Origin of the sequence: Nitrospira sp. SG-bin1 (assembly GCA_002083365.1) — a bacterium.
Lineage (GTDB): Bacteria > Nitrospirota > Nitrospiria > Nitrospirales > Nitrospiraceae > Nitrospira_D.
Map to the genome: position 1 here is coordinate 35,337 of LVWS01000003.1, position 11,452 is coordinate 46,788.

The window sequence follows — 11,452 nt, forward strand, 5'->3', positions numbered from 1 at the left end:
CGCACCTCTCCATTCACCATTCAGGCGAAGCTCGGTGCGCCAATGGCAACATCTGATCCGAGTCAATCTTACATGTCCATTTACCATCGGTTATATGGAATCCCGTTCGTCCCTACGAGGTCCGATCCAGAATACACGTCAAAGATACCACCCTCCGTCGGTTCCAGGATCTGTTGCCACGAGTTCGGTGAATTCGTAAAAGGGTCCTTGGGAAGGGTTCGCAGATATCCCCCCGCTACGAGCCCATCTAAGGACGGAGGATACTTCCCTTTGTCTGCCCGATGGTGATCCAGCAATTCTCGCAGCGTAAACAGATCTTGCCGCAATACCGTCTCTCTTGCTTTGATTAATGATGATTGATAGGACGGCACGGCGATCGTCGCCAAAATACCGACAATGGATACAACGATCATGAGTTCGATCAGTGTAAACCCCTTCGCATTCCATCCACCCGTCCTACCAATCCTGGTACTTGGTGCCATCCAGTGCAGACTCCCCGTTTTGCGTCATTACGTCATAGAGATCTTCACCGCACCAACTAGAGGGCTTCGGAGGATCCTTATAACAACGCAGAGCCCAATCGGATTTACCCGTCATCGGATCAATCGGCATCACCCGTAAATAACGCCGTATCGCCGTGCCTCGAACCGTCGCCTCCTCCCCTGTCAATTTCACTCCCAACAGTACATCAAGAGACTTAGGATAGCCGTACGGTCCGGTAACTTCCTTGCACGTCAACCTATTCTTCACACAAACAGCTCCGAGCAAGACATCTCCATCGCGATTCCATTCCATCTTGAAGAGATCAATCGCGCCGCGAATCGTCCGAAGCTGTTGGCGCAACTCGATCTCCTGCGTTCGTTTTGTCGATACTTTGCTCAGAGGCATGGCGACCGACGCCAAGATTGTGATAATGGCCATCGTGACGAGAAGCTCGATGAGTGTGAGTCCATCCTCTTTCACCGTACTCTCACCACCCCATTCCCAATTACACCGGCCGATTCCTGCGTCGCACGACCAGCACCGGTCAGTTCGACGCGAATCGGCGACACCCCTGGCGCCTTTGCCACGAAAATGACATTCATAACTCGTGGTGGACGCTGAGCGCCTGAACGAGCGACGTGAAATGTGATTGTTCCTCCTTGCGCCTCATCGCTTCCTGCCGAGGCTTCGCCCGTGTCGATCACCTCCGCGTTATCGAGTCGTTTGAATTGCAGAATATCGGGGTCATAGTTCAGTTTGACCACACTCTCATCTGATGAATTGATTCGCCCGTCTAGAACCGAAAGCCGTACTTCTTTACCGGATTGCACGACCGAATCTTCCGGCTTAACCTTCAACAGAGGATCCGCCGCCGCCATATGGGCCAATGGCCTTACCGTGCTTGTTTGTCCTGCATCTTTCGCCGGCCCACCGCTATGAGCCGTTCCCTTCCCAAATTCGTTGGTCCCCACAGCCGACACTTTTTTGGATCGACCGGAAAATACCGGGCTTGTCGCATAGTTGAATTCGGTACCGGACCAGAACGCGTGATTGCTGGATCCATGAGGAAGCGCCGGTTGCGCAATATGAGGAGTGATCGTGAGAATGACTTCCGTCGTTACTCGGTCCGTCTTAAAAGAGCTCAGCAGTTTTCCGATCAATGGCCAATCTCCGACCCAGGGGATGGTGACCCGTGTTCGGCGATCCTCCTCCTGGAGCAGCCCCCCGAGAACCACCGTTTCTCCATCCCGCATGTTGAGAGTGGTCTCAGCTGAGCGATTGCCGAATTTGAACTGTTCAATTTTTGGAGAAGCCTGAAGCAGTACCGGATCTCCGACACGAATCACCTCTACCTTCATCTTCAACGACAATTCATTGCCCAATCGGATGGAAGGCTCGACAGTCAACTTGACGCCCGTATCTCGAAATTCGATCGACGTGACGGTTGAGGTGGTCGGCACGGCTCCAGTAGCCGCCTGTCCGGGCAGGACGTTCGTGGTAGAGAGCAGAATCGGCTGTTTATCTCCTATGTTGATCTCGGCTTTCTTATTGTTCATCACGCGGACTTTCGGTGAGGCGAGCGTCTTCGCATCGGATTGCTGTCTAAAAAAATCCAGCAACACCGTCGTCGGCAGTTTAAAAAGATAGTTATTTGGGCCTAAATCAGTCAGTTGGCGGTAGGTCATTTGCACGGCATCAGCAGCCAAGGTTCCCGTGAAACCGGAAGCGATCAGTCCGGCACCGGCTTGTTTTGGATAGTTCAGCCCATACGTTTGACTCTTCGTTCGATTGACCTCCAACACCTCAAGGTCAAAGAGCACCTCCGGTTCTTGGCGATCATTGGTCAGGATGATTTTTTCGGCAAGTTCCAACTTCTCCGGCTGGTCGCGAATGACAATCGCATTGAGCTGTTCATTGGCGTGCATTCGCTTGGAGTCCAACATGTTCTTCAGCAGAAGCAGCATGTCTTTGGCTTTTGCCGTTGACAGGTAAAATGTCCGAATCATCAGATCCTGATACTGCTCCTGCTTCTGCTTGGTGTCGGGACTGATAATCAAGACAACCGGTGATATTTTTCGAGAAAACAAACTGTTACTATTGAGAATCAGTTGCAACGCCTCCTCGAAAGGCGTGTCTTGGATCGAAATCGAAATAGGATCGTTCCGGACATCCTTGTCGAAAATCAGGGTAAATCCGCCAGCCGCTGCCACTCCCTCCAAAACTTCTTTAATGCCGGCGTTCTTGAACTTTAACGTTACTGACTGCATCGAACGTTCGTCTCTTGTGAGCCGCTGTTGCTCTTCACTAAGCCGGGTGATGCTCTCCAGTGCTTCCTGGTACGACGGATCGAGCTCCGCAGCCCGCACAAACCCTGTCATCGCTTCCTCGACTCGTCCCAGTTGAGCAAACCGTTCTCCCTCGTGGTACTGAGATCGAGCCTCTTTCAAGCGAGTTGCTTCCTGAAAACCTGCGTGGTACTCCCCGCTAGACGGCTCGATAGCGAGCGCTCGCTTATATTCTTCGAGTGCCAGGTCAAATTGTTTATCTTTCAGAAACGTCCGACCGCGCTCGGCATACATCGTCGCGGTACGCTCCCGGGCGAGCATATACTTACCTTGTAGCGAAGTATTGAACGGATCTTCTTTTAATGCCTGTTTGTAGGCAAGAATCGCCTCTTCCCAACGTTCCGCAGCCAAGTGCTGATCTCCTCGCTTGACGTCAGGAGAAGCCACCAGGGCGCACCCTGACATCGCGAGGATTCCCAGAACCTCGAGAATGCCTTTCGATCGGTTATGAATACGCACTTTCAGCCCGGGGACCACGTGTAGTTCCCATAGATATCTCGTATGGCCTGGAAGCATTGCCCAAGCCAACCATCATTTTTCTTATACTACGGATCAAGACGGGCTCAAAGGAAAAGCCCAGAACGTGAGGGCGTGACTTCTCTGCCGAAGCCACGACGGCTCTCAACAATGTCCGATGGCGTTAGCGGCGGCCTCAACAAGAGAAGCGGTCCTATAAAGTGATTGGAAATCTCGGAAGAGTAAACTTGTAAGCTTCCCCTAGATCGAGACAGTGATACGGAGAACTTTCTGGCACAATTGTTTCCCTAGCCAGGAGGTTTTCATGCGCCAATCGAAGTTCACCGAAACCCAGCTTGTGTCCATTTTGAAAGAAGCTGATGCGGGCCGCCCAGTCAACGAGCTCTGGCGGCCCTATGGGATCAGTTCCGCCACGTCCGACAAGTGGAAGGCGAAGTATGGCGGACTGGGCCTCGGATGTGAAGCGGCTCAAGGAGTTGGAGCACGAGAACCACCGGCTGAAGCGGATGTATGCCGATCTCTCCTTAGAGAACGCCGCGCTGAAAGACGTCATCGCAAAAAAGCTGTAAGGCCTGCTGAGCGGCGGGAGATCGTGACACATCTGGTCCTGGTGAACGGTCTTCCGGTACAGCGGGCCTGTCAGGTCGTGGGGCTTGGGCGCGCGACATGCTATCGGCCTCGTGTGGAGGGGGCCCAGCGGGATGCGCCCGTGATCGTCGCACTGACGGCAGTTGTGGCCGCACACCCGCGCTGGGGTTTTTCTGGAAGTGTGATCGGCGACTCCGGCTCGATGGGCATCCGTGGAACGCGAAACGCGTCGGGCGGGTCTATTGTCAGCTGCGCTTGAATCTGCCCCAACGCACGAAGAAACGCCTGCCACTGCGGCTCCGTCCGCCTCTCACGGTGAGCCCGCAGCCCCATGCGCTGTGGGCCGTGGACTTCATGAGTGACACGCTGGACGGCGGACGCCGGTTCGGCCGTTTGAATATTCTCGATGAAGGGGTCCGCGAAGGACTGGCGATCGAAGTCGACACGGCATGGCCTGCCGAGCGCGTGATGCGGACCCTGGAGCAGGTGGTCGCGTGGCGCGGCTATCCCCAGGCGATTCGGCTCGACAATGGCCCCGAACTGCTCGCCGATCGATTCGTCACCTGGTGGGCGGACCGAGGCATGGAGTTGCGTGACATCCAGCCAGGCAAACCTGCGCAGAACGGCTGTATCGAACGGTTCAATCGGACGTATCGGACCGAAGTGCTGAGTGCCTATGTGTTTGAGTCCCTGGATCAAGTGCGGGAGATCGGTGCAGAGTGGTTACTGACCTATAACGAAGTGCGGCCCCATGATGCTCTAGCTGGTTTCCCGCCAGCCACGTATCGGGCTCAGCTGAACGCTGGACGTTCTCCATTGCCAGTGTCTCGTTGACAGGGAAGCTTACAAACTCACCGTGCCATCCGGCAGCCGAATTTCATACTCCGATTGGCAATGTGTGTCTGCGATACAGCAGTGTTGAGCAAACGTTCTCTACTTGGGAAAAGCAATTCAATCTCTGGCGGCTCCACCGAAAGCGACGGCAATTAGGAAATAGAGTAGGATGATTAATTTGGAGTCTCTTGCGAAAGGAGCAGACCCATGAAGCTATCATCGTTTTCTGCGGAGCAGATTATCTAAGCTCCTACATCAAACTCAGAGCGGCATCTCACCCCCATCTGGGATGTCTGTCGACAACCCTGCATCGCAGAGTTAACCCTCTGTGCGAGGAGGAAGCAGTCTGCCCACGTGGGGGCATAAGCGAACTGCTACGGCTGCAGCGATTAGGAAAAGAAGTGACCGGCTCAAACGGCTAGTGGCGGATTTTCTTTCGACAAGCTCGCAGACCTTACGAAACGAGCCGAGCACGCTGGCCGCCGAGTGCTCGTAGCTTGTTTATTACAATCGCCAGTATCTAATCGACGCAGGAATGTAGCGTGGATCAAGGATGCTCTTGACATCGATCACGACGCCTTGCTTCTGATCTCGAAGAGGCCTCAAGAGATCGACCACGTTCATATCCGAAAACCTCTTATGCGCCACAGCGATGATGAACCCATCAAGATCTTTCAACTCCTTCCATTGAACCAGATGAATTCCATATTCTGCCACGGCTTCTTCACTCTCCGCGATAGGATCATGCACGAGCACTTCAACTCCATATTCGCGAAGCTCAGAAATGATATCGGGTACTTTGCTGTTGCGAAGATCCGGTACATTTTCTTTGAACGTCAGGCCGAGCACTCCCACGCGAAGTTCATTGGCGGGGCGCGATAACTGGCTGAGCAGCTTCATCGTGTGTTCTGCTACGAACTTTCCCATTCCATTGTTAATGCGCCGACCGGAAAGAATCACTTGCGGGTGATACCCCACCGATTCTGCCTTGGACGTTAAGTAATATGGATCCACTCCGATACAATGACCGCCGACAAGACCGGGAGAGAACTTCAGAAAGTTCCACTTCGTCCCTGCAGCTTCAAGAACGGATCTGGTATCTATTCCTAAGCGGTGAAAAATCAAGGCAAGCTCGTTCATCAACGCAATATTCAGATCACGTTGAGTATTTTCGATGACCTTGGCCGCTTCTGCGACTTTAATACTGGACGCTCGATGGATACCCGCCTTCACGACCAACGCATATGTGTCCGCCACGATGTCCAGAGATTCAGAATCTTGTGCAGATACTACTTTGACAATCTTTTCGAGCGTATGTTCCTTATCGCCAGGATTGATCCGTTCCGGTGAGTAGCCTAATTTGAAGTCTACACCTGCTTTCATGCCCGACGTTCGTTCCAAGATCGGCAGACACACCTCTTCGGTGGCACCTGGATATACAGTCGATTCATAGACTACGATCGTTCCAGAAGAAAGATTCTTCCCAATCAGTTCTGATGCTTTTTGGAGCGCGGTAAGATCCGGTTGTAACGCCTCATTAATAGGGGTCGGAACTGCAACAATAATGAATGTAGCTATTTTAAGGTCTGACGGTTCAGACGTATACCTTATTTGAGCAGCGGCCAAATCGTTATTTGATACCTCTCCAGTCCGATCGATTCCCTTTTGTAACTCTTCGATCTTCCGTCTATTGATATCAAAACCGATAACTGGAGCAATCTTCCCAAATGCCACGGCAATCGGGAGGCCAACATAGCCCAATCCTACAACGGCAATCGAACGTGATCCTCGCTTATCCATACCTCCCCCCGGTGAGCAATAATGTAAATGACGTTAACAATGGCAGAAGATGTCCTGGGCGTCAAGGAAAGGGCCCCTCCTTTGCTGATTTACTCGACTTATCGTATTACCTTCTTTGTATTACCTTCTTTTTGCATTTCGAGCCATCCCAAGATAGCTTCTCATCAATGAGGCTCAATAATATCAAAGAGATCCTTACATGTAAGCATCTATTACATATAGACAAAAGAAATCGTTTCAATGAAGAACCTCACAAACATGAACCATCACTTCATGTGTACGTCTACGAAATCATCGCACCCCCCATCTCCAGTCAAGGGTCTTCTCCTTTGAAAAATATTTTAACGTACTGTCCTCGCAAATTCAGGGGGAATGCTCGTCGTTGGAATCCCCATTTTCAAAAACTGTTCCGCATCACAAAAGGCACTTAACTTGCTCATGACCTGTAGCTTCGCGTGGACCTAGCGGTTCGCAATCTCCTTTTTTCCATGGGGGGCTTCGACGATGCGTCAAAAGATTCAACGATTGTTGCTCGTCTCAGTGGGTATGGGCACGCTCTTGTTTGTTTTTGAACTGGGGATATTAATAGCGCCAATTTTCGCGGCGGGGTCAGATACGATCGTGGTTCCACGAAATCGACAATTGGCTGCTCCTATACGAAAACTCATGTCTGAAGTGCCTGAATTGACACAACTTGCGACATCGCCCAGTCCAATTCCACCTCCGACAATTCCCCAACCCCTGCCACCACCGATTCCTGTTATAGGAGTGAACACCTCTAGCCTTTCGTTTACGGCTCAGCAAGGAGACAGTGCTCCAATAATACAGACTCTCACTGTTACCAACAGGGGTGGAGGAACATTGAAGTGGTACGCCACTGCCCCCGCAGCATGGTTAACCATGAGCCCCGCCTCCGGCATGGGAAACAGTACGATTACGTTAGCCGCCAGTACCAGTTCTTTCTCAGCCGGTATCTACAATACAATGATCACGTTAAACGCCACTGATGCGACAGCTGTCACCATTCCGGTCAGTCTCACCGTAGTGGCTCCACCTCCTGTAATTCAACCAAACCCGGCAAGCCTCTCCTTCACAACCGAGCAGAGCGGTAACCCCGGTCCACAAACCATCATCATTTCTAATGCAGGTGGAGGACTTCTTACCTGGTCTGCCACTGACAACGTCTCTTGGCTGAGCCTCTCCCCGCCCTCCGGAACCGGCACTGGGACGCTCACGGCGACGGCCACCACCGGTGCCCTCGCGACCGGGACTTACCAGGCGCTAGTTACCGTCAGTGCACCCGGTGCCACTCCCATTTCTATTCCGGTCTCCTTTACGGTTACGGCGCCCGCCCCCACCCTTACCGTCAGCCCCACCGCATTGACTCTCTCGGCCATTCAAGGTGGGACAAATCCGGCCAGCCAAACCATAACGGTGAATTCGAACAGTACGTGGACCGCCAGCAGCAATGCTCCCTGGCTCTCTCTTACACCAACGTCAGCCACCGGCACGGGACCGATCACCACCAGTGTCACCCTGACCTCCGCTGTGGTCGGTACCAACACCGCTACAATCACTCTGACTAGCGGGGGCATCGCTCGTACCATTCCCGTCACCCTGACGGTCACTGCCGCTTCCCTGGCGGCTTCCCCCACCCGGTTGACTTACACCGCGACGCAGGGAGCCGCTAACCCTTCTGCTCAAACCCTCTCCATCAGTTCCAATAGCACCTGGTCTGCCACTGACAACGTCTCTTGGCTGAGCCTCTCCCCGCCCTCCGGCTCAGGCGATGGAACCATTACGGTAAGTGTGAATACGGCGACTGCTGCTCAGGGAAGTAACTCGGCAGCCATCACTTTGATCAGCGGAGGAATAACCAGGATCGTAAGTGTGGCTCTGACATTGAACCCGGCATCAAGCTCATCTGCGACATTGTCGTGGGTGGCAAATACCGAGCGCGATCTTGCAGGATACAGAGTATATCGAGCAACTTCATCAGGAAACTATGGGGCCCCCATTGCCACCATCCAAGGCAATATTACCCAATATATTGCCTCAGGACTCCAATTCGGAACGACATATTTCTTTGTCGTGACGGCATTTGATATCGCTGGAAATGAAAGCACCTATTCGAACGAGGTCAGTAAGAGCATTTTTTGATTGCCGTTAAAAATGGGAATGGCAGCGCTACAAATATTGACATGTCTATAGCTTCAAACTCCACGGATACAAAGGTATAGGACTGGACTTGGTCTATGCAGATGGTTGATCAATGTGTTGCCACCGTCAGCTTCTGAGGTTAAGACAGATCCCAGTGTAGAGGAAAATTCTATTGCCATATAGCCCCCTGAGGGACGCCAGAGCATCAACTCCAACGGTTTAATTTGACAGCCTGCATTAACGCTTCACCGAACAAATAGGGCAAATCGGGTGGCCCTGAATCAAAGGGAAATGTTCCGAATATCTTTTCCCGAGGAGAGGGAACTTCAATCTGCGGCAACTTCCTTCGATGGGCGACCGAGTTCTCCGCAACTAAATCGCTTGCTATGGTTGGTCGATGAGATTGCTAGACAGCCACTCGGCTTTCGCTGACAGCATACTCGACCATATAACTTGGAAGGGAATTTCCTGCCACACCATTGAGGATTACATGGATGGGGCGGTGCGCTCGCAGCGATCCAATTGCCTGCGTAACAGCTTGTTTGGCAGTTAGGTTAGCTCTCACCACAAGGAGGAGATGATCACAATGACTTTCCAGCACGTTCATTGTGGCCACAGGGAGGATTGGCGGGGCGTTCAAGAGGATATAATCGAACTCCTCCCGTAGTTGCGACAGCACACGATCAAGTTGACCAGCACGCAATAGTTCGGTGGAAGCGGCCACCGCTTCTCCAGCCGGCATGATCCAACATGGAACATCTGCTAACGGACTCATGGCTTGTTGTAAGGGGATGTCGCTTCGCAGGCAATCAATGAGCCCATACTTTATTGGGGTCTCAAGGAACGCCGCCATTTCGGGAAAGACAAAATCACAATCCAGGATGAGGACACGCCTTCCAAAGTCTCGCGAAAGCGTATAGCCAAGATTGACCACTGTGGTTGTTTTCCCTTCCCCCTTGATGGCACTCGTCACAGCGGCGACCATCGGCGCACCCGTGGTGTTCAGTAGCTGTAATCTCGCAGCCGCGACGCGATACTGCTCTGCAGCCATAGAACGTGGGAATATCTTCGCAACAAATCTTCTGTCGATCTCGTGTGCACTTGGCCTGGCAGCCAAGGGCTGCTTGTTCAGTTCAGCCTCTGGTCTTGACCGCATAGTTATACCCAGCGAAGGTCTGGGCAACGCGGCGCTCTGGAAATACCCCGAATCACCAGCCGTACGCCATAGCAGAGAAAAATCAGGAATAGCCGCCAATAATCGAGGGCCTGAGAGAAGAAGTTCAACATCCTCCGGGCCTCGGAACTGGGGAGTAAGCCGCTCGCGTATGACTGACAACCCTGCCCCCAAGACGCACCCGAACAAGAGCCCTATCACCATAACCCTGGGACTATTTGGAATGGCTGGTGAACTTGGAAAAGAGGCACGGTCCACGATGCGGAATTTTCCATTTTTCTGACGTTTCTCAATATTTTCCTCGACCCGCGTGTGCAGCCGCTTATCAAGGAGCATCGCGTAGTTGGTCTTTAGGTTATTGTAGTCACGCTCAAGGACAAGTAATTCCTGTTCAACTGAAGGGGACCTATCGAGACGCCTTTCAAGATCTCTCTTCGTGGTGCGCAGTTGGTCGAGCCGCTGTCTGAGAAGCGCGATCTCGGTGCGTTCTTCATTCTGCTGCTTCATCAGATCCTGGAGATACGGATCAAGTGGCGGAGGCGTCTTGTCGGGCTTGATCGCATCTTGACCATACAGATTGGTTAGCTCCTCTTCCGTCTGTCGGATTTCTTCCTTCGTTAAGATGACCTCTGGATATCCATCATAAAACTCCGCTCTGAGCTTGACGAGCCTTTCTCGGAGCTCCTTCAGGTGTCGAAACAACGGATCTGGCTCCATTCCCCGCGGTGCAGCCCCGATACCCAAACTCTGCTGCCCGGACGTACGGTACTGCTGCACCGCTTGGTGTAGAGTGCCAAGTTTATCGGAATGACGTTGAAGATTTTCAGTTGCGGCGGTGATCTCTACTTCTACGCGATCCAAGGCAAGAAGGTTAGCTTGAGCCTGCTGAGGAAGGTCGCCGAGGTGCGCTTTCTTGAACTGACTGATGCTTTCTTCTCTCTTTTCCAGTTCTCGTTTGAGCGCTCGCAGTTCTTCATCTAGAAATTCTCCCGTGCCTTCAACATCCTTCTCACGCTCCCGGGTATTCTCCTCAATGAATTTGTCCGCGATTTTGGCCGTCACCAGCATGGCCGTTTTGGGATCCTGATGGAGAAAGGAGATCACAAACCCGTCAACCAAGTTCTGAGAGCTTTTCCCCCCAGCCGGGTCAATCATGGCTCGCTCAATCTTCGTCCTGCTCGCCAACGCGCCCCAGCCGCCTATCTGCCCTGGTTCGTCAGAGGATCCATCCCCCTGCGCGTGTAATTCTTTTGCTATCGGCTCTAGGAACTCCTCGCTGATAATTTGCTTCTGTATAAGAAAGAGACGTTTCTCAAAATGCTTTTCCGAGCCTTCCCCACTATTGATAACGTCATCGATTCCCTTGCGATCTTCCGCCACAATCAACGTCTGTGACTGATAGTATTTTGTGGCAATCAACAAGTAGCCCCAGGCCAGAGCCAACGATAGTGCGATCGCCCCCACGATGACCCATTTATTGCGGGAAGCGATGAGGGCGTACTCGCGAACTGTGGCCGTTCCAGTTTGATCTACTGAGACAACCGACTCGGAATATTGCATGTATGCCCTCCGAACGACTTACACTAGGGTA

7 protein-coding genes and 2 pseudogenes are annotated in these 11,452 nt (G+C 52.5%); 3 read left to right on the top strand and 6 right to left on the bottom strand.

Going from position 1 to position 11,452, the window contains the following annotated elements; all coding sequences use genetic code 11:
* Window positions 1-80 precede the first annotated feature (80 nt).
* Genes A4E19_12370 through A4E19_12380 form a run of 3 tightly spaced genes read right to left on the bottom strand, consistent with a single transcriptional unit; the run spans window position 81 to window position 3,344 of the window.
* A complete protein-coding gene (locus tag A4E19_12370) occupies window positions 81-482 on the bottom strand; it encodes a general secretion pathway protein GspG (GenBank protein ID OQW37810.1) in 402 nt (133 codons plus the stop codon).
* Entirely contained in the window at window positions 457-963 is a 507-nt protein-coding gene (locus A4E19_12375; protein ID OQW37811.1) for a hypothetical protein, read from the bottom strand. Before A4E19_12375 ends, A4E19_12370 begins: the two co-directional genes overlap by 26 nt.
* Window positions 960-3,344, bottom strand: a complete 2,385-nt coding sequence (locus A4E19_12380) for a hypothetical protein (GenBank protein ID OQW37812.1) — start codon at window positions 3,342-3,344, stop codon at window positions 960-962. Before A4E19_12380 ends, A4E19_12375 begins: the two co-directional genes overlap by 4 nt.
* A gap of 265 nt (window positions 3,345-3,609) precedes the next feature.
* Between A4E19_12380 and A4E19_12385 the strand changes: the two are divergent.
* Both A4E19_12385 and A4E19_12390 read left to right on the top strand, forming a co-directional pair.
* Window positions 3,610-3,874 (top strand): annotated as a pseudogene (locus tag A4E19_12385) (transposase).
* A 38-nt stretch (window positions 3,875-3,912) separates the two neighbouring features.
* Window positions 3,913-4,727, top strand: a pseudogene (locus A4E19_12390) (integrase).
* A gap of 504 nt (window positions 4,728-5,231) precedes the next feature.
* On the opposite strand, the gene A4E19_12395 reads toward A4E19_12390, so the two are convergent.
* Both A4E19_12395 and A4E19_12400 read right to left on the bottom strand, forming a co-directional pair.
* Window positions 5,232-6,527, bottom strand: a complete 1,296-nt coding sequence (locus A4E19_12395; GenBank protein ID OQW37813.1) for a UDP-N-acetyl-D-galactosamine dehydrogenase — start codon at window positions 6,525-6,527, stop codon at window positions 5,232-5,234.
* Window positions 6,528-7,924: 1,397 nt separating this feature from the next.
* On the bottom strand, window positions 7,925-8,155 hold the full coding sequence (locus tag A4E19_12400) for a hypothetical protein (protein ID OQW37814.1): 231 nt from the start codon (window positions 8,153-8,155) through the stop codon (window positions 7,925-7,927).
* Between the two features lie 262 nt (window positions 8,156-8,417).
* Here A4E19_12400 and A4E19_12405 point away from each other — a divergent pair, with 262 nt between their 5' ends.
* Window positions 8,418-8,687 (top strand): hypothetical protein, encoded by a 270-nt coding sequence (locus tag A4E19_12405; GenBank protein OQW37815.1) that lies wholly within the window; start codon window positions 8,418-8,420, stop codon window positions 8,685-8,687.
* 406 nt (window positions 8,688-9,093) lie between these two features.
* On the opposite strand, the gene A4E19_12410 is transcribed toward A4E19_12405, so the two are convergent.
* On the bottom strand, window positions 9,094-11,421 hold the full coding sequence (locus A4E19_12410) for a hypothetical protein (GenBank protein ID OQW37816.1): 2,328 nt from the start codon (window positions 11,419-11,421) through the stop codon (window positions 9,094-9,096).
* Window positions 11,422-11,452: the final 31 nt, after the last annotated feature.

Excerpts from the sequence above, each read along its gene's own strand:
- A4E19_12370 (OQW37810.1), bottom strand. The coding sequence starts at position 482 with ATGGCACCAAGTACCAGGATTGGTAGGACGGGTGGATGGAATGCGAAG.
- A4E19_12380 (OQW37812.1), bottom strand. The coding sequence starts at position 3,344 with ATGCTTCCAGGCCATACGAGATATCTATGGGAACTACACGTGGTCCCC.
- A4E19_12395 (OQW37813.1), bottom strand. The coding sequence starts at position 6,527 with ATGGATAAGCGAGGATCACGTTCGATTGCCGTTGTAGGATTGGGCTAT.
- A4E19_12410 (OQW37816.1), bottom strand. The coding sequence starts at position 11,421 with ATGCAATATTCCGAGTCGGTTGTCTCAGTAGATCAAACTGGAACGGCC.